Annotated in this window: 16 protein-coding genes; 8 read left to right on the top strand and 8 right to left on the bottom strand. The window is 63.6% G+C overall.

Annotated features, from left to right (window positions below; translation table 11 throughout):
* The first annotated feature begins 51 nt into the window (after nucleotides 1–51).
* Nucleotides 52–1,086, top strand: a complete 1,035-nt coding sequence (locus tag ACMTA2_RS30745) for a type IV pilus twitching motility protein PilT (protein WP_413793075.1) — start codon at nucleotides 52–54, stop codon at nucleotides 1,084–1,086.
* 149 nt (nucleotides 1,087–1,235) lie between these two features.
* Here ACMTA2_RS30745 and ACMTA2_RS30740 read toward each other — a convergent pair whose 3' ends face one another.
* On the bottom strand, nucleotides 1,236–1,847 hold the full coding sequence (locus ACMTA2_RS30740; protein WP_413793074.1) for a C40 family peptidase: 612 nt from the start codon (nucleotides 1,845–1,847) through the stop codon (nucleotides 1,236–1,238).
* Between the two features lie 249 nt (nucleotides 1,848–2,096).
* Between ACMTA2_RS30740 and ACMTA2_RS30735 the strand changes: the two genes are divergently transcribed.
* Nucleotides 2,097–2,525, top strand: coding sequence for an NINE protein (locus tag ACMTA2_RS30735; RefSeq protein ID WP_053188929.1), 429 nt, complete (start codon nucleotides 2,097–2,099; stop codon nucleotides 2,523–2,525).
* 123 nt (nucleotides 2,526–2,648) lie between these two features.
* On the opposite strand, the gene ACMTA2_RS30730 is transcribed toward ACMTA2_RS30735, so the two are convergent.
* The 7 genes from ACMTA2_RS30730 to gshB all read right to left on the bottom strand — a co-directional run bounded on the left by ACMTA2_RS30730 (nucleotide 2,649) and on the right by gshB (nucleotide 8,646).
* Nucleotides 2,649–3,920, bottom strand: a complete 1,272-nt coding sequence (locus ACMTA2_RS30730) for a dihydroorotase (protein ID WP_413793073.1) — start codon at nucleotides 3,918–3,920, stop codon at nucleotides 2,649–2,651.
* Complete coding sequence (locus ACMTA2_RS30725) at nucleotides 3,917–4,921, bottom strand: aspartate carbamoyltransferase catalytic subunit (RefSeq protein ID WP_003177495.1); 1,005 nt, start codon at nucleotides 4,919–4,921, stop codon at nucleotides 3,917–3,919. Before ACMTA2_RS30725 ends, ACMTA2_RS30730 begins: the two co-directional genes overlap by 4 nt.
* A 24-nt stretch (nucleotides 4,922–4,945) precedes the next feature.
* The gene (gene pyrR / locus ACMTA2_RS30720) at nucleotides 4,946–5,452 is read right to left on the bottom strand and encodes a bifunctional pyr operon transcriptional regulator/uracil phosphoribosyltransferase PyrR (RefSeq protein ID WP_413793072.1); all 507 of its coding nucleotides are present in this window, start codon (nucleotides 5,450–5,452) and stop codon (nucleotides 4,946–4,948) included.
* Between the two features lie 84 nt (nucleotides 5,453–5,536).
* Nucleotides 5,537–5,974 carry a Holliday junction resolvase RuvX gene (ruvX, locus tag ACMTA2_RS30715; protein ID WP_039590497.1) on the bottom strand — a complete coding sequence of 146 codons (438 nt, stop codon included), beginning with the start codon at nucleotides 5,972–5,974 and terminating at the stop codon, nucleotides 5,537–5,539.
* Complete coding sequence (locus ACMTA2_RS30710; protein WP_003206472.1) at nucleotides 5,974–6,543, bottom strand: YqgE/AlgH family protein; 570 nt, start codon at nucleotides 6,541–6,543, stop codon at nucleotides 5,974–5,976. Before ACMTA2_RS30710 ends, ruvX begins: the two co-directional genes overlap by 1 nt.
* Before the next feature lie 176 nt (nucleotides 6,544–6,719).
* Nucleotides 6,720–7,616 carry an energy transducer TonB gene (locus ACMTA2_RS30705; protein ID WP_413793071.1) on the bottom strand — a complete coding sequence of 299 codons (897 nt, stop codon included), beginning with the start codon at nucleotides 7,614–7,616 and terminating at the stop codon, nucleotides 6,720–6,722.
* A gap of 76 nt (nucleotides 7,617–7,692) precedes the next feature.
* Nucleotides 7,693–8,646: a glutathione synthase gene (gene gshB, locus ACMTA2_RS30700; RefSeq protein ID WP_413793070.1), complete on the bottom strand. Its 954-nt coding sequence runs from the start codon at nucleotides 8,644–8,646 to the stop codon at nucleotides 7,693–7,695.
* 224 nt (nucleotides 8,647–8,870) lie between these two features.
* Between gshB and ACMTA2_RS30695 the strand changes: the two genes are divergently transcribed.
* From ACMTA2_RS30695 to ACMTA2_RS30670, 6 genes are all read left to right on the top strand, one after another.
* On the top strand, nucleotides 8,871–9,302 hold the full coding sequence (locus ACMTA2_RS30695; protein ID WP_413793069.1) for a response regulator: 432 nt from the start codon (nucleotides 8,871–8,873) through the stop codon (nucleotides 9,300–9,302).
* Between the two features lie 45 nt (nucleotides 9,303–9,347).
* Nucleotides 9,348–9,713, top strand: a complete 366-nt coding sequence (gene pilH, locus ACMTA2_RS30690; RefSeq protein ID WP_003206465.1) for a twitching motility response regulator PilH — start codon at nucleotides 9,348–9,350, stop codon at nucleotides 9,711–9,713.
* Between the two features lie 10 nt (nucleotides 9,714–9,723).
* Entirely contained in the window at nucleotides 9,724–10,263 is a 540-nt protein-coding gene (locus ACMTA2_RS30685; RefSeq protein WP_413793068.1) for a chemotaxis protein CheW, read from the top strand.
* 158 nt (nucleotides 10,264–10,421) lie between these two features.
* The gene (locus tag ACMTA2_RS30680; RefSeq protein ID WP_413793067.1) at nucleotides 10,422–12,473 is read left to right on the top strand and encodes a methyl-accepting chemotaxis protein; all 2,052 of its coding nucleotides are present in this window, start codon (nucleotides 10,422–10,424) and stop codon (nucleotides 12,471–12,473) included.
* 206 nt (nucleotides 12,474–12,679) lie between these two features.
* Nucleotides 12,680–18,610 (top strand): Hpt domain-containing protein, encoded by a 5,931-nt coding sequence (locus ACMTA2_RS30675; protein WP_413793066.1) that lies wholly within the window; start codon nucleotides 12,680–12,682, stop codon nucleotides 18,608–18,610.
* Nucleotides 18,603–19,064, top strand: a complete 462-nt coding sequence (locus ACMTA2_RS30670) for a chemotaxis protein CheW (protein WP_413793065.1) — start codon at nucleotides 18,603–18,605, stop codon at nucleotides 19,062–19,064. Before ACMTA2_RS30675 ends, ACMTA2_RS30670 begins: the two co-directional genes overlap by 8 nt.
* Nucleotides 19,065–19,475 lie beyond the last annotated feature (411 nt).

The following is a 19,475-nucleotide window of genomic DNA, read 5'->3' as shown; positions in this document are numbered from 1 at the left end:
AGCGCCAGCGGGTCTGAGGTTCGCGGCATTCTACTGGAATTGAGGAGCGCTATGGATATCACTGAACTGCTGGCGTTCAGCGCCAAACAGGGGGCGTCGGACCTGCACCTGTCCGCCGGGCTGCCGCCGATGATCCGCGTGGATGGCGATGTACGGCGGATCAACCTGCCGGCGCTGGACCACAAGCAGGTCCACGAGTTGATCTACGACATCATGAACGATCGGCAACGAGTGGATTACGAAAAGTTTCTGGAGACCGACTTTTCCTTCGACGTGCCGGGCATCGCGCGGTTTCGGGTCAACGCCTTCAACCAGAATCGTGGCGCGGGGGCGGTGTTCCGGACCATTCCGTCGAAAGTCCTGACCATGGAAGACCTGGGAATGGGCGAGGTGTTTCGCAAGGTGACCGAGGCGCCTCGCGGGCTGGTGCTGGTGACCGGGCCGACCGGCTCAGGCAAGTCCACCACTCTGGCGGCCATGATCGACCACCTCAACAGCCACAAGCACCACCATATCCTCACCATCGAAGACCCTATCGAATTCGTTCACGAACCGCGCAAATGCCTGATCAACCAGCGCGAGGTGCACCGCGACACCCAGGGTTTCTCCACAGCCCTGCGCTCGGCCCTGCGGGAGGACCCGGACGTGATCCTGGTGGGTGAGATGCGCGACCTGGAAACCATCCGCCTGGCGCTGACCGCCGCCGAAACCGGGCACCTGGTGTTCGGCACCCTGCACACCACGTCAGCGGCCAAGACCATCGACCGGGTGGTGGACGTGTTCCCCGGTGACGAGAAGTCCATGGTTCGCTCGATGTTGTCGGAATCGTTGCAGGCGGTGATTTCCCAGACGCTGGTCAAGAAAATCGGCGGGGGTCGGATCGCGGCGCATGAAATCATGCTGGGGACCTCGGCCATCCGGAACCTGATCCGTGAAGACAAGGTGGCGCAAATGTACTCGTCCATCCAGACCGGCGGCTCGCTGGGGATGCAGACACTGGACATGTGCCTGAAGGACCTGGTGGGCAAGGGCTTGATCAGCCGTGAACATGCCCGGGAGCGGGCGCGTACGCCGGATAACTTCTGAGGGAGGTGCGCCCTGTGGCGAGGGGATTTATCCCCGCTGGGGCGCGAAGCGCCTCCAACAATGCAGAGGCTTACGCCTTTATCTCTGGCTCGCCATTTGGGGGCTGCTTCGCAGCCCAACGGGGATAAATCCCCTCGCCACAGGGGGGATCAGCGCTGGACGACGCGCATCGTGCCCGGTTCTTTGGGCAGCACTCGCTTGGCGACCACGTAGTGGCTGTTCCAGTACGGCTTGTTCAAGGTGTCGATGGTCACCGACTTGCCACGGCGCGGGGCGTGGATGAAGCGGTCGTTGCCCAGGTAGATGGCCACGTGGTTGACTCGGCGGCTCTTGAGCTTGAAGAAGATCAGGTCGCCGGGCTTGAGGTCCTTGCGCTCGACCTTCTCGCCATGACCGGCGGCCATGGCGTTGGAGGTGCGTGGCAGGTCGAACGTGGCGTCGTTGAAGGCATATTTCACCAGCCCGCTGCAGTCGAAGCCTTTACTTGGGCTGCTGCCGCCCCAACGATAAGGTGTGCCAAGGACATTCACGGCGCGGCTCAGGACATTGCTGGTCGTCTTGGTCGCCATGGGTGGCACCAGACGGCTATGGGCGCTGCTCACGCGCTGGAGGCTTTGCTTGCTCTTGCTCGAAGGAGCAGAAACATGGGATTTCGGGGTATAGCCGTTGATGTTGGGAAGACGTTGCTCACGATTGGTGGCGTGGGCGGCCAGTGGCAATAATAGGCAGATGGTTAGCCATGTCTTGAAAAATGGACGCATTAGGCAGGGCTCTTGAAGGTTAGCGCGCAACTTTATAACAGCTTTTTTTGCCATCCCGAGGCCGTTTGTCGATTCGAAACCCAACGCAAAGCCCGGAAAAATGCACCCAATTGACCAGATTGTCTGACAGAACCCCCGTGCTACGGGGCTTTCGCCGGTTTGTGTCGTCCGAAACCGCTTGTCGGCGAGACACAAAAAAGTCACAAAAAGTCCGAACAAATTTTTCTATCGAGGCAAAAGAGACCATTCATGAACAGCTATCAGCAGGACGCCATTCGCGATACCCACAGCAAAGTCATCGGGTATCTGCTGTGGATTTTCGGTTTTACCGGCGCCCACCGTTTTTATTACGGCAAGCCGGTCACGGGCACGATCTGGTTCTTCACCTTCGGCCTGCTGGGCATCGGTTGGCTGATCGACCTGTTCCTCATCCCGGCCATGGACCGCGAAGCGGACCTGCGTTTCACCCCGGGGCCGATCGAGTACAGCGTGGCGTGGATTCTGCTGACGTTTCTCGGGGTGCTGGGCGTACACCGCATGTACCAGGGCAAATGGCTCAGTGGGATCATTTACCTGCTGACCGGCGGGGTGTTTTTCCTCGGGGTGCTGTATGACTTCTGGACATTGAACGATCAGGTGTCGATTCGTAATGCGCAGAAGCGTGGGGCGTTCCAGTAAGACCGGGTCGCCTGCATCGCGAGCGAGCTCGCTCCCACACTGGATCGAGGTGTTCACAAATCATGTGTTCACCAAAGATCCAACTGTGGGAGCGAGCTTGCTCGCGATAGGCGCGACGCGGTATCAGGCCTGGTGAGTGATCCGCCCATCCATCAGGGTGAAACGCACCACGCCCGGCAGGCTGTGACCGAGGAACGGGCAGTTGTCGCCCTTGGAGCGCCAGGCTTCACCGGCCACGGTGGACGCGGCGGGGTCGAACAGCACCAGGTCCGCCGCGGCGCCCACCGCGAGTTTCCCCGCCGGCAGTTGCAGTGCCTGGGCCGGGCCGGCGCTCAGGCGTGCCAGCAAGGTCGGCAGGTCCAGCAAGCCGTCTTCCACCAGCGTCATCGCCAGCGGTAGCAGCAGTTCGACGCTGCTGATGCCCGGCTCGGTGGCGCCGAACGGTGCCAGCTTGGCATCGCGCTCATGGGGTTGGTGATGGCTGGAGATGGCCGAGATGACCCCGGACTTCACCGCCTCACGCAGGCCATCGCGGTCGGCACGGGTGCGCAGCGGTGGCTGGACATGGTAGACGCTGTTGAAGTCGATCAGCGCGTCGTCGGTCAGGATCAACTGGTACAGCGCCACATCGGCGGTCACCGGCAAGCCGCGGGCCTGGGCCTGGGCGATCAACGCCGCGCCGCGGGCGCTGGTCAGCTGGCTGAAGTGGGCGCGCACGCCGCTTTGTTCCACCAATAGCAGGTCCCGGGCCAGGGCCACGGTCTCGGCGGTTTCCGGGATGCCCGGCAGGCCGAGGAAGCTGGCGGTCGGGCCTTCGTGGGCCAGGCCGCCTTCGGCCAGGTCGTGGTCCTGGGAGTTGAAGATCACCGTCAGGCCGAAGGTCGCTGCGTATTCCAGGGCGCGGCACAAGGTGCGGGTATTGCGGAAACTGTTCAGGCCGTTGCCGAACGCCACGCAACCGGCATCACGCAGCGCAATGAGCTCGGCCAGTTGTTCGCCTTCCAAGCCTTTGCTCAGTGCGCCAATCGGGAAGACCTTGGTATTGCCGGCTTCGCGGGCGCGGTCGAGGATCAGTTCGGCCACGGCCGAGGTGTCCAGCACCGGTTTGGTCTGCGGCGGGCAGCACAGGCTGGTCACGCCACCGGCGGCGGCGGCCCGGGTTTCGCTGACGATGCTGCCTTTGCGGCTGTAGCCTGGTTCGCGCAGGGAGACGTTCAGGTCCACCAGGCCGGGAGCGGCCACCAAGCCTTGGGCATCGAGGATTTCGACCGCGACGAAACCTGTCGGCGCCGCGCCAAGGGCGACGATCTTGCAGGCATCGATATGAATGTCAGTCACTTGATCCAGGCCGCTGGCTGGATCGATCACGCGTGCGCCGAGAATGCTGAGCTTCACTGGGCGTTCTCCTGGTCGAATTGGCGCTGGGCCGTTTGGCCGCTCATGGCCATGGACAGCACGGCCATGCGGATGGCGATGCCGTAGGTCACCTGGTTGAGAATCACCGAGTGCGGCCCGTCGGCCACGGCCGACTCGATCTCTACGCCGCGGTTGATCGGCCCCGGGTGCATGACGATGGCATCCGGCTTGGCCCCGGCCAGGCGCGCCGTGGTCAGGCCGAACAGGCGGTAGAACTCGCCTTCGCTGGGCAGCAGGCCGCCGGTCATGCGCTCGCGTTGCAGGCGCAGCATGATCACCACGTCGACATCCTTGAGGCCTTCGGTCATGTCGGTGTAGACCTTCACGCCGTATTGCTCGACGCCAATGGGCAGCAGGGTTTTCGGCGCGATCACGCGGATGTCCGGGCAACCGAGGGTCTTGAGGGCCAGCATGTTCGAGCGCGCCACCCGCGAGTGCAGGATGTCGCCGACGATGGCCACTGACAGGTTCTCGAAGCTGCCCTTGTGCCGGCGGATGGTCAGCATGTCGAGCATGCCCTGGGTCGGGTGGGCGTGACGGCCGTCGCCGCCGTTGATGATCGCCACTTGCGGGCAGACGTGTTCGGCGATGAAGTGCGCTGCGCCGGAGTCGCCGTGGCGCACGACGAACATGTCGGCGGCCATGGCTTCGAGGTTGCGCAGGGTGTCGAGCAGGGTTTCACCCTTGCTCGCCGAGGACGTGGACACGTTGAGGGTGATCACGTCCGCCGACAGCCGCTGGGCCGCCAGTTCGAAGGTGGTGCGGGTGCGGGTGGAGTTTTCGAAGAACACGTTGCACACGGTCTTGCCGCGCAGCAACGGGACTTTCTTCACCGCCCGGGCACCGACTTCAAGGAATGAGTCGGCAGTGTCGAGGATTTCCGTCAGCAGCTCGCGGCGCAGGCCGTCGAGGGACAGGAAGTGCCGCAGCTGGCCCTGATCGTTGAGCTGCAGCGGGCGCTTGGTTTCGAGAGGCGTCATCGCGATGGACTCTTACAAGGGCAGTTAAAGGGCAAGGTCTTGCAGTTCGAGTTGCAGCGGCGACGGTCCGGAGAGCTTGACCCGCTCGTGGGCGGCCAGCGTCAGCGTCGCACCGACCACGTTGGGCCGGATTGGCAGCTCGGCGGCGTCCAGGTCCAGCAGGCACACCAGCGTCACGCTGGCCGGGCGGCCGTAGTCGAACAATTCGTTCATGGCGGCGCGGATGGTCCGACCGCTCATCAGCACGTCGTCGATCAGCACCAGGTGCTGGCCTTCGATCTCGAACGGCAGCGCCGAGGGGCGCACTTGCGGGTGCAGGCCATTCTGGCTGAAGTCGTCGCGGTAGAAGGACACGTCCAGGGTGCCCAGCGGCGATTGGCTGCCCAGTGCGTCGAGCAAGGCCTGGGCGACCCACACGCCACCGGTGCGAATGCCGATGTAGCGCGGGTCGCTGATGCCGCGGTGTTCCAGGTGTGCCTTGAGACGAATCGCCATCTGGCTGATCAGTTCGGCAGGATTGGGCAGGCTCATGCTGGCTCCTTCAGGTTCCCGGGCCGGTGGTGAGTGGCGCGGTCTATCGCTAAGAGAAAGCGCCTTGGCGGCGCTTTCAAAAAATCAGGTTTCGAACAGGGCGGTGTTGGCGTCGAGCCAGCCTTGCAGCAGCAGGGCGGCGGCGATGGCGTCCACCGGGTTGTCGCGGTAACTGCCTTTTTGCCCGCCGCGCACCAGGCGTTCGCCCTTGGCCTCGAAGGTGGTCAGGCGCTCGTCATGGGTATAGAAGGGCAGGTTGTAGCGGCCATTGAGCCGGCGGGCAAACTTTTCGGCGCGCAGGCACATGTCACTGGGCGTGCCGTCCATGTTCAGGGGCAGGCCGACCACCACGGCATCGGGTTTCCACTCCTTGATCAGCGCTTCGACCTGGTTCCAGTCCGGAACGCCATTCTGCGCCTTCAAGGTGCACAACTCGCGGGCCTGGCCGGTAATGACCTGGCCGACCGCTACGCCGATCTGTTTGGTGCCGTAATCGAAGCCCAGCAGCAAGCGCAGGGCCATCAGGCGTGTCCTGCCTGGCTGGTGAGCAGACTGAGGTTGACCCCCAGCCGGCTGGCGGCCGCTTCCAGGCGCAGTTCGCTGCTGGTGTTGAACAGGATGTCGGCGTCGAACGGGCAGGTCAGCCAGGCGTTGTCGGCCAGTTCGGCTTCCAGTTGCCCGGGTTCCCAACCGGCGTAGCCGAGGGCGATCAGGCTCTTTTCCGGGCCAACGCCGTCGGCGATGGCGAACAGCACGTCCTGGGAGGTGGACAGCGACACGCCGTCCAGGTCCACCGTGGCCTGGTATTTGGGGCCCGATGGATGGAGCACGAAACCGCGATCGGTCTGCACCGGGCCACCGATGAAAATCGGCACGTGCTGGCACAAGAGTGGCGGTTCGACCTCGGGCCGCAGTTGCTCAAGAATGTCCGCCAGGTTCAGCTCTTGCGGGCGATTGATCACCAGCCCCATGGCCCCATTGGCCGTGTGCTCGACGATGTAGGTCAAGGTATGGGCAAAGTTCGGATCGGCCATGTGCGGCATGGCAATCAGGAAGTGATGCTTGAGGTAGGTGGGGCTGACGTTTTTCATAGGCGCTAGTGTGGCGGCGCGGGGGCGAACTGACAAGCCGGGAAATGCCTGAGGCTGTCACCAATCCCCTGTGGGAGCGAGCTTGCTCGCGATAGCAATTGATCATTCAACACAGAGGTCGACTGACCGTCTGCTATCGCGAGCAAGCTCGCTCCCACAAGGGGATTGGGTGGTTATCAGTTACTGGAAAGCCGGTCGCCGCGGGCAAACTTCCAGGTGCGGATGATTTCCAGCCGGTCGATGTCCGACAAGTCCCCGGTAAACGGTGCGAACGGTGCCGCCAGGCGCACAATCCGCTGGGCCGCCTGGTCCAGCAGCGGCTGGCCGGAGGATTCGAGCACCAGCACTTCATACAACGAGCCGTCCCGGTTGATCGAGACCATTAGCCGCAGGTTGCCGTAGATCTGCTTGCGCCGCGCTTCGTCGGGGTAGTTGAGGTTACCGATACGTTCGACCTTCTTGCGCCACTCGTCTTTGTACCAGGCACCCTTGTCGCGCATGGTCGAGGCGGCGCTCAGGCGGTGGATGCGTGGGCGCTTGGCGTAGAGCTGTTGCTCCTGGGCCAGTTCGGCTTCCAGGCTGGCGATGTCGCTGGACAGCTGGGAGCTGTCGAAGGTGGGCACGGGGGCCTTGGGCTTGGGATCAGGCTTGACCTCTTCCTTGACCGGGGCTTTTTTCGGCTTTGGCGCCACGGTGGTCACGGCCGCCTTGGGCGCCGTCTCCTGCACTTCGGGCTTGGCCGCTGGGGGCGGGGTGACTTTTTGTACCGCACTGTCCTGGAACGGTGCGATCTCGGTGGTCTTGGGGGTCGCCTTTTTTTCCAGGGTGCCGCTGCCTTGCTGGTTTTCCTGGGCGAGGAAGTCGGCCTTCTCGGGCTTGGCCTCGCTCTTGAAGGTGGCCAGGGTAATTTCCAGGGTCTGGCTGATCTGCTTGGGCTCGACCGTGGCAAACCCGACGCCCAGCAGCAGGGCCAGGTGGATCAATGCCGCCAGGAACAAGGTAAAACCGAGGCGATCAGCCGGGCGCACGCCACGATGGGCGAGCTCTTGGGGCAGATCGGACGGGAGTGTCATGACAAGGAAACCAACATCGCGTTTTTTTCAGGCCGGGCATGATAACGCAATGTGAGTTTCCTTCAGCAGATCTGGATCAACGAGCCTTGAGCTTCTGATCGATGGCATCCATCAGCAGGCCGCCGATGTCGGTGCCAAAGGCGTTGTCGATCTCGCGAATGCAGGTCGGGCTGGTGACGTTGATTTCCGTCAGGTGCTCGCCGATCACGTCCAGGCCCACGAACAGCAAGCCTTTTTCCCGCAGGGTCGGGCCGACCTGGGCGGCGATCCAGCGATCCTTCTCGGTCAATGGACGCGCCTCGCCACGCCCGCCGGCCGCCAGGTTGCCCCGGGTCTCGCCTGCGGCCGGGATGCGCGCCAGGCAATAATCCACCGGTTCGCCGTCGATCATCAGGATGCGCTTGTCGCCATCGACGATGGCCGGCAGGTAGCCCTGGATCATGATTTGCTGCTGGCCGTGCAGGGTCAGGGTTTCCAGGATTACCGACAGGTTAGGGTGGCCGGCGGTGTGCCGGAAGATCGAGGAACCGCCCATGCCGTCCAGGGGCTTGAGGATCACGTCGCCGTGATGGTCGGCAAATTCGCGCAATACGTCCGGGCGACGGCTGACGATGGTCGGCGGCGTGCATTGCGGGAACAGCGTGGCGAACAGCTTTTCGTTGCAGTCGCGCAGGCTCTGGGGCTTGTTGACTACCAGCACGCCGGCGTTTTCCGCTTGTTCCAGCAGGTAGGTGGAGTACACGAACTCCATGTCGAACGGCGGATCCTTGCGCATCAGGATCACGTCCAGGTCGCTGAGCAGCGCATCGCGTTCATCGCCCAGTTCGAACCATTTTTCGGGGTTGGCGAAGACGTTCAGCGGCTTCATCCGCGCCCGTGCCTGGCCTTCGGCCTGGTAGAGGTCGCGCTGCTCCATGTAGAACAGCTCCCAGCCGCGCTTCTGAGCGGCCAGCAGCATGGCCAGCGAGCTATCCTTTTTATAGGAGATGCTGGCGATAGGGTCCATGACAATGCCGACGCGTACGCTCATGGCTTGGTTCCTCGAAATATGATGGGCACATAATGGCGTGAAAAAGTGGCGTCAGAGTGGCGCCCGGAAGATTGTCGGTCAAGGAAAAACCACCGCGCCGAGCGGCCGATAGATCGGCGATGGAGACTGTGCTAAAAAGGCTGCCATGTGACGTGCGGGCCTTGAACATCAAGGGTTTGCGCTGTCGATCACACTTACGCCTTAAAAATCGGTCCGCAGCGGCAATGGCAGAGCATCTCACGCAGCAGCAACCCAGCGCCTTGAAGGTCATGGTCATCGACGACTCGAAGACCATCCGCCGCACCGCCGAAACCTTGCTGCGCAACGTGGGCTGCGAGGTGATCACGGCCATCGACGGTTTCGATGCCCTGGCCAAGATCGCCGACCATCATCCGGGCATCATTTTCGTCGACATCATGATGCCGCGTCTCGATGGCTACCAGACCTGTGCCCTGATCAAGAACAACAGCGCGTTCAAGGCCACGCCGGTGATCATGCTGTCGTCCCGGGATGGGTTGTTCGACAAGGCCAAGGGGCGCATCGTCGGTTCCGATCAGTTTTTGACCAAGCCGTTCAGCAAGGAAGAACTGCTGGGAGCGATACAGGCCCATGTCCCGGGCTTTGCCGCTGTCCAGCCGCACCAGGCACATCAATGACACTCGGCCAACGGGCCTGGGGTCAACAAGAATATGGGGAACACCATGGCACGAGTTCTGATCGTCGATGATTCGCCGACTGAAATGTACAAACTGACCGGCATGCTGGAAAAGCACGGCCATCAGGTCCTGAAGGCCGAGAATGGCGCCGATGGCGTGGCCCTGGCCCGCCAGGAAAAACCCGATGCGGTGCTGATGGACATCGTCATGCCCGGCCTCAACGGTTTCCAGGCCACGCGCCAGTTGACCAAGGACCCGGACACCGGCCACATCCCGGTGATCATCATCACCACCAAGGATCAGGACACCGACAAGGTCTGGGGCACGCGCCAGGGGGCGAAGGACTACCTGACCAAGCCGGTGGACGAAGAAACCCTGATCGCGACCCTGAACAAAGTGCTGGCGGGCTGACGGCGCGGCCATGAGCCAATCCCTGACGGCCTTCGAACTGCTGCTGCAGATCGACCGGCATTGTCGGCTGCTGGGGGCGGACCTGCCCTCCCAGCCGACCCACCGCGCCGGTTGGAGCGGCATCGGCTTTCGCCTGGGCGAGCACTGGTACGTGGCGCCGATGGGCGAAGTCAGCGAAGTGCTGCACGAGCCACGCCACACGCCTTTGCCCGGGGTCAAGCCGTGGGTGCGGGGTGTGGCTAACCTGCGCGGACGCTTGTTGCCGTTGATGGACTTGTGCGGGTTCTTCGGCCATGAACTGTCGCCCGTGCGCAAGCAACGGCGCGTGCTGGTGGTGGACCACGACGAGGTGTTCGCCGGCTTGTTGGTGGACGAAGTCCTCGGGTTGCAGCACTTTGCCCAGGACAGCCTGGAGCCGACGCTGGTGGACGACCTTGACGGCCCGGAAGCGGCCTTCGTCAAGGGTCGTTTTGGCGGCGAGCGCGAGTGGCAAGTGTTCAGCCCGTTTGCCCTGGCGCGGTCGCCGGGGTTCATGGATGTAGCTGTTTGACGAGATGCAGCGCAGGCCCCTTGTGGGAGCGAGCTTGCTCGCGATTGCGGTGGGTCAGCTAAATCAAGGCTGATTGAGCCAATGCTATCGCGAGCGAGCTCGCTCCCACGTTGGTTCGGCGGTGACTGGGTTGGATTGGGCAGTACAGGCGAGAACCGATGATCAAAGCAAAAACAGGCAAGCCACTGGAAGCGTCGCGCAGTCGTTCGCAGATCATCGTGCTGTTCGTCGCGCTGATCGTCTTCATCATGCTGCTGTTCGCCAACTTCGCTTACCTCAACACCCAATCCACCTACGACAAACAGTACATCGGCCACGCCGGTGAGTTGCGGGTGCTGTCCCAGCGTATCGCCAAGAACGCCACCGAGGCCGCCGCCGGCAAGCCCGCGGCGTTCAAGCTGCTGAGCGATGCGCGCAATGACTTCGCCCAGCGCTGGGGCTCCCTGAAACAGGGCGATCCGGTCACCGGCCTGCCGCCTGCGCCCGCCACCTTGCGCCCGCAGATGCGCGCCGTGCAGTTGGATTGGGAGCGCCTGCTCAAGAACACCGATGCCATTCTCTCCAGCGAACAGACCGTGCTGTCGCTGCATCAGGTGGCGGCCACCCTGGCCGAAACCGTGCCGCAGTTGCAGGTCGAGTACGAAAAAGTCGTCGAAATCCTGCTGCAGCGCGGCGCGCCGGCCACCCAAGTGGCCATGGCCCAGCGCCAGTCGCTGCTGGCCGAGCGGATTCTCGGCGCGGTGAACACCGTGCTGGCGGGGGACGAAAACGCCAGCCAGGCCGCCGACACCTTCGGCCGCGACGCCGCGCGTTTTGGCCAGGTGCTCAATGGCATGTTGCAAGGTGACCCGGCCCTGAAGATCTCCCAGGTCCAGGACCGCGATGCCCGGGCGCGCCTGAGCGAAATCAGCGAGCTGTTCGAGTTTGTCTCGGGCTCGGTGGATGAAATCCTCGAGACTTCCCCGGAGCTGTTCAAGGTCCGCGAATCGGCCGGCAACATATTCAACCTGTCGCAGACCCTGCTCGACGAGGCGTCGCACCTGGCCACGGCCTTCGAAAACCTGGCCGGTGGGCGTTCGGTCAATACCATCGGCGGCTATGTGCTGGGCCTGATGGCGCTGATGTCGATCATCCTGATCGGCCTGGTGATGGTCCGCGAGACCAACCGCCAACTGCGGGAAACCGCGGAAAAGAACGAGCGCAACCAGAACGCGATCATGCGCCTGCTGGACGAGATCGAAGACCTGGCCGACGGCGACCTGACCGTCACGGCCTCGGTCACCGAGGACTTCACCGGCACCATCGCCGATTCCATCAACTATTCGGTGGATCAACTGCGTGACTTGGTGGCGACCATCAACCTCACCGCCGGCCAGGTCGCCGCCGCCGTGCAGGAAACCCAGGCCACGGCGATGCACCTGGCCCAGGCGTCCGAGCACCAGGCCCAGCAGATTTCCGAAGCTTCGACTTCAATTAATGAAATGGCCCAGTCCATCGACCAGGTGTCGGCCAATGCCGCCGAGTCGTCGGCGGTGGCCGAGCGTTCGGTGGAAATCGCCAACAAGGGCAACGAGGTGGTGCACAACACCATTCACGGCATGGACAACATTCGCGAGCAGATCCAGGACACCGCCAAGCGCATCAAGCGTCTGGGTGAGTCATCCCAGGAAATTGGCGACATTGTCAGCCTGATCGACGATATTGCCGACCAGACCAACATCCTGGCCCTCAACGCCGCCATCCAGGCGTCCATGGCCGGCGATGCCGGGCGCGGGTTCGCGGTGGTGGCCGATGAAGTGCAGCGCCTGGCCGAGCGTTCTTCGGCGGCGACCCGGCAGATCGAGACCCTGGTGCGGGCGATCCAGGCCGACACCAACGAAGCGGTAATTTCCATGGAGCAGACCACCACCGAAGTGGTGCGCGGCGCACGACTGGCCCAGGATGCCGGCGTGGCCCTGGAAGAGATCGAAGGCGTGTCCAAGACCCTGGCGGCATTGATCCAGAGTATCTCCAACGCGGCGCAGCAGCAGACCACCTCGGCGGGGCAGATATCCTTGACCATGAACGTGATCCAGCAGATCACCACGCAGACCTCGTCGGGCTCCACCGCCACCGCCGAAAGCATCGGCAACCTGGCGAAAATGGCCAGCCAGCTGCGCCGTTCGGTGTCGGGGTTCACGTTGCCGGCGGCGGATGAGGACAAGGCGTGAAGGATGGGATTTGTCTGGTGATGAGGCGCTTTTGTGGCGAGGGGATTTATCCCCGCTGGGGCGCGAAGCGGCCCCATTCAAACTGTCTGACGACCTGACCTCGCTGTCCGGTTTTTGGGGCTGCTGCGCAGCCCAGCGGGGATAAATCCCCTCGCCACAGGGTTGACTCGTACCCTTTGGCAGGTAACTGTTGATTTGGAGTGGTTATGGGTGATCGGCACGACTACGTGGCCCTGGAATGGGTCAAGGGCGAGATTGCCGAAACGCTGAAGCAGGCTCATCTGGCCCTCAACCGACTGGTGGACGATCCTCAGGCGTCGGATGCCCTCGGGCACTGCCTGGCCTGCATTCACCAAGTCCACGGCGGCCTGCAGATGATCGAGTTCTACGGTGCGGCGTTGCTGGCCGAAGAGATGGAGCAGCTGTGCGCCGCCCTGCAGGACAACCGCGTGACCCATCGCGACGAAGCCATCAGCCTGTTGAGCCAGGCCCTGGGGCAGTTGCCGATCTACCTGGACCGCGTACAGGGTGCCCGTCGCGACCTGCCGCTGGTGGTGCTGCCCTTGATCAATGACCTGCGCAGTGCCCGGGGCGAGAGCCTGTTGTCGGAAACCAGCCTGTTCAGTCCCGAGTTGCCCGATATCGCGCCGCTCAGCGACGAGGTTTTGCAGCGCCTCGAACCCGCGGACCTGCCAAACACCTTGCGTAAACTGCGCCAGACCCTGCAAATGGCCCTGGTGGGCCTGTTGCGCGAACAGGATGACGCGACCCACCTGGGTTACCTGGCCAAGGTCTTCCAGCGCCTGGAAACCTTGTGTGCCGGGGCGCCGCTCAATGCGTTGTGGCAGGTGGCCTCGGCGCTGATCGAAGGCATGCGTGACGGGCGTATCGCCAACAGCCCGGCGCTGCGCAGCCTGTTCAAGGAAGCCGACAAGGAACTCAAGCGCCTGCTGGACCAAGGCATGCCTGGCATCAATCAGCCGGCACCGCCCCACCTGCTCAAGAGTTTGTTGTTCTATATTGCCAAGGCCGAACATCCCAGCGGGCAGATGCAGATCATGAAAGAACGCTACTCACTGGACGACGCGCTGCCCGACAGCGCCATGGTCGACGAAGAACGCGCGCGCCTGGCCGGGCCCGACCGCGATGCCATGCGCTCGGTGCTTGCCGCGCTGTGCGAGGAACTGGTACGGGTAAAGGAGCGCCTGGACCTGTTCGTGCGCAGCGATCGCCAGCACGCCTCGGAACTGGACAGCCTGCTGGCGCCGCTGCGGCAGATCGCCGACACCCTGGCGGTGCTGGGTTTCGGCCAGCCGCGCAAGGTCATCATCGATCAACTGGCGGTGGTCCTGAGCCTTGCCCAGGGCCAGCGCGAGCCGGACGACGCCACCCTCATGGACGTCGCCGGGGCCTTGCTCTACGTCGAGGCGACCCTGGCCGGCATGGTCGGCACCGTCGAGCCCGAGAGCCGCGAAGACACGCACCTGCCCACCACCGATCTGACCCAGATCCACCAGATCGTCATCAAGGAAGCCCACACCTGCCTGCAACAAGCCAAGGACATGATCGTCGACTATATCGACGCGGACTGGAACAGCGAGCAACTGCAACCCTTGCCGGCGCTGTTGACCCAGGTACGCGGCGCGCTGGCGATGATTCCCCTGAGCCGTGCCGCCAGCCTGGTGCAGGCGTGCAATGCGTTCATCCGCGACCACCTGCTCCTGGAGCAGGCCCAGCCGGGCTGGGAAGAGCTCGACCACCTGGCCGACGTGATCACTGGCCTTGAATACTACCTGGAGCGCTTGAGCGAAGACCCCGAAACCCCCGGCGAGCCGTTGCTCGATGGGGTCGAGCGGAGCCTGGCCGTGCTCGGTTACTACCCTGACGAAGCACGGGTGCCGGTGCTCGATGATGTGTTGAGCCCCAACGAAGCCCAGGTCATGCAGGACTTGCAGGAACTGGATGACCCGCAGACGGTGCAGTCCTTGGCCCAGGTGCTGGCCAGCCCGGTCTCGGCGGTCAACCCGCCGGCCAGGAGCACCCCGGGCAGTCTGTTGCCGCCACCGTTGGATGAAAGTCCGGTGGACGACGAGTTGCGCGAGGTCTTCCTCGAGGAAACCGCCGAGGTCCTCGACGTCCTGCGTGAGTACCTGCCGCGCTGGAGTGCGCATCCCGACGACGCTGTTGCCCTGGGCGAGCTGCGCCGGGCCTTCCATACCTTGAAAGGCAGCGGCCGGATGGTCCGGGCGCTGGTGCTGGGCGAGTTGGCCTGGGCTGTGGAAAACCTGCTCAATCGGGTTCTGGAGCACAGCGTCGAGCCTGGCGCGTCGGTTCGCCAGTTGGTCGAAGACACGGTGCAATTGTTGCCGGCCCTGGTGGCCGAATTTGCCGCCAATCACCAGCGCCAACGCGACGATGTCGACCGCTTGGCTGCTCGCGCCCATGTCCTGGCCAAGGGCGGCGACGAAGACGATGAGAACGACGAGCAGGACGTGGTCGCCCTCGATCCGCTGCTGTTGAAGATCTTCGACAACGAAGCCCAGGGCCACCTCGCCAGCCTCGACCGCTTTCTCGACCAGGCGGCCGACCATCTGCCGTTGCAGGCCAGCGATGAATTGCAGCGAGCCTTGCACACCCTCAAGGGCAGCGCGTCCATGGCCGGCGTGCTGCCCATCGCCGAGCTGGCGGGTGCGATGGATGAACTGGCCCGCGAATACCGGGCGCACCTGATTGCCCTCGACCTGGATGAGGTGGAGTTGCTGCTGGAAGCCGAAGGGCTGCTGCGTCGCGGCCTGCGCCAGCTGCACAGCGAGCCGCTGGCGCCGATTCCTGGCGCCGAGAATCTGATCCCCCGCGCCCAGGCCCTGCTGGCCGAGCGTCTGCACGCCGCCAACAGTGCGCCGGACAAAGCACGACGGACCAAGCGCGATCCGCAACTGATCAACAACTTCCTCGCCCAGGGCATGGACATCCTGCTGGACGCCGAAAGCCTCTTGCAGCGCTGGCAACAGCACCCTGGCGAAGGCCAGGAACTGAGTGCGCTGCTGGATGAATTGACCACCCTGGGCGAAGGCGCACACCTGGCCGACCTGCACCCGGTGGATGAACTTTGCGAAGCCTTGCTGGACCTTTATGGCGCGGTGGAAGAAAGCAGCCTGGCGGTCAGCGACGAATTTTTCCAGCAAGCGCAGCGCGCCCATGAAGCGCTGATCGACATGCTCGACGAGCTGGCGGCCGGTCAGCACGTGCGTCCGCAGCCCGAACGGGTACACGCCCTGCGCCGCCTGCTCCAGGAGAGTCTCGACCCATCGGCCACCGGCCTGATCCGCAGCGACGGCAGCCGCACCTTGAGTATCCGCGAACTGGGCCACGCGACCGCGGAAATGCAGCGTGACGCGCCCGCCGAGACCTCGGTGGAAGATGACCTCGCGTCGATTTTCCTCGAAGAGGCCCAGGACATCCTCGAAAGCGCCGCGCAGGCCTTGCAGCGCTGGTTGGCCGACCCGGACAACGGTGCGCCGCTGTCCTCGCTGCAACGTGACTTGCATACCCTCAAGGGCGGCGCGCGGATGGCCGACATCCGTCCGGTGAGCGACCTGGCCCAGGAGCTGGAAAACCTTTACGAAGGGCTGGTAGACAGGCGCTACAGCTACAGCGAGGAACTGGCGCAGTTGCTCGGCAGCAGCCACGAACGCCTCGACTTGTTGCTTGGGCAGTTGCAACAGGACCAGCCGTTGGGCGATCCCGTGGCGCTGATCGACGCCATTCGAAGGTTCCGCCAGGACAAGCCGAACGCCATCGAGATGAGCACAGCGGCCCAGGCCGACGGTGCCGGCCATGATCCCGAGTTGCTGGAAATCTTCCTTGAAGAAGGCTTCGACATTCTCGACAGCTCAGGCGCGGCGCTGCTGCGGTGGCAGGAAGAGCCGTCGAATCGCCAAGCCGTGGAAACCCTGCTGCGGGATTTGCACACCCTCAAGGGCGGTGCGCGGATGGTGGAAATCGTCCCCATCGGCGATCTGGCCCACGAGTTGGAAAATCTCTACGAAGGCCTGTCGGCGGGCCTGCTCCAGCCGACCCCGGCGCTGTTCGCCTTGCTGCAAAGCAGCCATGACCGACTGGCGCAGATGCTCGACGCGGTGCGCGCCGGCCACCCGTGCCCGCTGGCCGACCGGCTGATCGCGCAGATCCAGTCGGTGAATCATCCCCAGGAAAGTGCTGCGCCACAGGCTGTCCCGACACCGGAACCGGCCCCCGCCGCCAGTCCACCCGCGCCGCAGGCAAGACCGGAGCCTGGCGCCACGGGCGACAGTGCCGACATGGTCAAGGTTTCCGCCGAACTGCTCGACGACCTGGTGAACCTGGCGGGCGAAACGTCGATCTTCCGTGGGCGCATCGAACAGCAGGTCAACGACGCGCGCGTGGCCCTGAGCGAAATGGAAACCACCATCGAGCGCATGCGCGACCAGTTGCGGCGCCTGGACACCGAGACCCAGGGGCGGATTCTCAGTCGTCAGCAGGTGGACGCCGAGCGCCTGGGCTACGAAGAGTTCGACCCGCTGGAGATGGATCGGCATTCCCAATTGCAGCAGCTGTCCCGGGCGCTGTTCGAGTCCGCCTCGGACTTGCTCGAACTCAAGGAAACCCTGGATCGCAGTAATCACGATGCCGAGCTGCTGTTGCAACAGCAGGGGCGGATCAACACCGAACTCCAGGAAGGCCTGATGCGCACGCGCATGGTGCCGTTCGAGCGCATGCTGCCGCGGCTCAAGCGCATCGTCCGGCAATTGGCGCAGGAACTGGGCAAGGACGTGGAATTCGTGGTGGGCAATGCCGACGGCGAGATGGACCGTAACGTGCTGGAGCGCATGGCGGCGCCGCTGGAACACATGCTGCGCAACGCCGTCGACCACGGCCTGGAGCCGGCCGATGTGCGCATCGCCGCTGGCAAGCCGGCACGCGGGCGCATCAGCCTCGACCTGTCCCGGGAAGGCGGCGACATCATTTTCGACATTCGCGACGACGGTGCCGGCGTGCCGCTGGAAGCGGTGCGCAACAAGGCGATCAAGCGTGGCCTGCTGACGCCGGACAGCGACATCAGCGACCGCGATGTGCTGCAGTTCATCCTGCAACCGGGGTTTTCCACCGCGGAAAAAATCACCCAGATCTCCGGGCGTGGCGTCGGCATGGACGTGGTCCACGAAGAGGTGCGGCAACTGGGTGGCAGCATGATCATCGATTCCACGCCGGGGCAGGGCGTGCATTTCCGCATTCGCCTGCCATTTACCGTGGCGGTGAACCGGGCGCTGATGGTGCATTGTCACGAAGACCAGTACGCGATCCCGCTGAACGCCATCGAAAGCATTGTCCGGGTATTGCCCGCCGAACTGGACGGCTATTACCAACTCGATCCGCCGATCTACACCTATGCCGGGCAGCGTTACGAGTTGTGCTACCTCGGCGAATTGCTGAAAACCGGCGCCCGGCCCAAGTTGTTGGGCCAGAGCCAGCCGTTGCCGGTACTGCTGGTGCAGTGCAACGAGCGGCACGTCGCCGTGCAGGTGGATGCGATCGCCGGGACCCGGGAGATCGTGGTCAAGAGCCTGGGGCCGCAATTCTCGGCGGTGCAGGGGCTGTCCGGGGCGACGATCCTGGGGGATGGCCGAGTGGTGTTGATTCTCGACCTGCTGGCGCCGATCCGCGCCTTGCCCCATCAGGTCCCGCGCCGCCAGGTGCCGGCGGAAGGCGAGGGCGAGCCGCAACGGCCACTGCTGGTACTGGTGGTGGATGACTCGGTGACGGTACGCAAGGTCACCAGCCGCCTGCTGGAGCGCCATGGCATGCACGTCCTGACCGCCAAGGACGGTGTGGATGCCATGGCACTGCTGGCCGAACATGCGCCTGACTTGATGCTGCTGGACATCGAGATGCCGCGCATGGACGGCTTCGAAGTGGCCACGCAAGTGCGCAACGACCCGCGCCTGGCGCACCTGCCGATCATCATGATCACCTCCCGCACCGGCCAGAAACACCGCGACCGCGCCATGGCCATCGGCGTCAACGACTACCTGGGCAAGCCGTACCAGGAATCGGTGCTGCTCGACAGCATCGCCTACTGGAGCAAAACCCATGCATGACCATCGCGCCAGCCACCTCACCGGGTTATTGCTGCCCCTGGCCGACCGCCACCTGATCCTGCCCAACGTGGCGGTGGCCGAACTGATCGATTACCAGAGCAGTGCCTTCGATCTGGACACCCCGCCGTGGTTCCTGGGCTGGGTGAGTTGGCGCGAACGACAGATCCCGCTGCTGAGCTTCGAATCGGCCTGCGGCCAGAAAACCGTGATGGGCGAGCGAGCGCGCATCGTCGTGCTCAACGCCCTGGGCGGCCGGCCGGAGTTGCGCTTCATCGCGCTGCTGGTGCAAGGCATCCCGCGCTCCTGCAAGCTCGACAGCCAGTTGAGCTACGTCGACGTGCCGCTGTGCGGGTTGGAACAGGCGGCGGTGCAGGTCGGGGAACACGTGGCGAAAGTGCCGGACCTGTTGGCGTTGGAGGAGTTGGTGATGGCGACCGGGCTGGTGAACATCTGAGACGGGCACGATACCTGTGGGAGCGAGCTTGCTCGCGATAGCGGCCTGTCAGCCAGCTCAACGTTGACTGATCCACCGCTATGGCGAGCAGGCTCGCTCTTACAAGGTAATCATTGCAAGCTGCTATCGGCTCGCCGGATGTAGACTGGCAATGGTGTGAGTAGCCAAGATCCTCAGATCTTTGGTCCGAAATAGATATTGTCGAATTCGATGGCAAACGGCGATAAGTTTCGAGATCCGGTGAACCCGACCCAGACTTCCTTTTTAGGTGGTAAGTAGACGATGCGCTCCTGTACCTAAAGCCATGATGTTTTCCTTTGTCGAGTGACGGCGTTTCCACTTTTTTCCTTTCAGCCTGATACGTAGCGAGGGAGCTTGCTCCCGCTGGGCCGCGAAGCAGCCCCAAAAAAG

This window comes from Pseudomonas medicaginis (assembly GCF_965119365.1).
Lineage (GTDB): Bacteria > Pseudomonadota > Gammaproteobacteria > Pseudomonadales > Pseudomonadaceae > Aquipseudomonas.
Note: the sequence above shows the minus strand (reverse complement) of the source record. Positions and strands in the feature narration are given on the sequence as shown.

What these genes read in the sequence shown, in the direction of transcription:
- ACMTA2_RS30745 (WP_413793075.1), top strand. Translation starts at nt 52, where the DNA reads ATGGATATCACTGAACTGCTGGCGTTCAGCGCCAAACAGGGGGCGTCG.
- ACMTA2_RS30740 (WP_413793074.1), bottom strand. Translation starts at nt 1,847, where the DNA reads ATGCGTCCATTTTTCAAGACATGGCTAACCATCTGCCTATTATTGCCA.
- ACMTA2_RS30735 (WP_053188929.1), top strand. Translation starts at nt 2,097, where the DNA reads ATGAACAGCTATCAGCAGGACGCCATTCGCGATACCCACAGCAAAGTC.
- ACMTA2_RS30725 (WP_003177495.1), bottom strand. Translation starts at nt 4,921, where the DNA reads ATGACGCCTCTCGAAACCAAGCGCCCGCTGCAGCTCAACGATCAGGGC.
- pyrR (WP_413793072.1), bottom strand. Translation starts at nt 5,452, where the DNA reads ATGAGCCTGCCCAATCCTGCCGAACTGATCAGCCAGATGGCGATTCGT.
- ruvX (WP_039590497.1), bottom strand. Translation starts at nt 5,974, where the DNA reads ATGGCCCTGCGCTTGCTGCTGGGCTTCGATTACGGCACCAAACAGATC.
- ACMTA2_RS30710 (WP_003206472.1), bottom strand. Translation starts at nt 6,543, where the DNA reads ATGAAAAACGTCAGCCCCACCTACCTCAAGCATCACTTCCTGATTGCC.
- ACMTA2_RS30705 (WP_413793071.1), bottom strand. Translation starts at nt 7,616, where the DNA reads ATGACACTCCCGTCCGATCTGCCCCAAGAGCTCGCCCATCGTGGCGTG.
- gshB (WP_413793070.1), bottom strand. Translation starts at nt 8,646, where the DNA reads ATGAGCGTACGCGTCGGCATTGTCATGGACCCTATCGCCAGCATCTCC.
- ACMTA2_RS30695 (WP_413793069.1), top strand. Translation starts at nt 8,871, where the DNA reads ATGGCAGAGCATCTCACGCAGCAGCAACCCAGCGCCTTGAAGGTCATG.
- pilH (WP_003206465.1), top strand. Translation starts at nt 9,348, where the DNA reads ATGGCACGAGTTCTGATCGTCGATGATTCGCCGACTGAAATGTACAAA.
- ACMTA2_RS30685 (WP_413793068.1), top strand. Translation starts at nt 9,724, where the DNA reads ATGAGCCAATCCCTGACGGCCTTCGAACTGCTGCTGCAGATCGACCGG.
- ACMTA2_RS30680 (WP_413793067.1), top strand. Translation starts at nt 10,422, where the DNA reads ATGATCAAAGCAAAAACAGGCAAGCCACTGGAAGCGTCGCGCAGTCGT.
- ACMTA2_RS30675 (WP_413793066.1), top strand. Translation starts at nt 12,680, where the DNA reads ATGGGTGATCGGCACGACTACGTGGCCCTGGAATGGGTCAAGGGCGAG.
- ACMTA2_RS30670 (WP_413793065.1), top strand. Translation starts at nt 18,603, where the DNA reads ATGCATGACCATCGCGCCAGCCACCTCACCGGGTTATTGCTGCCCCTG.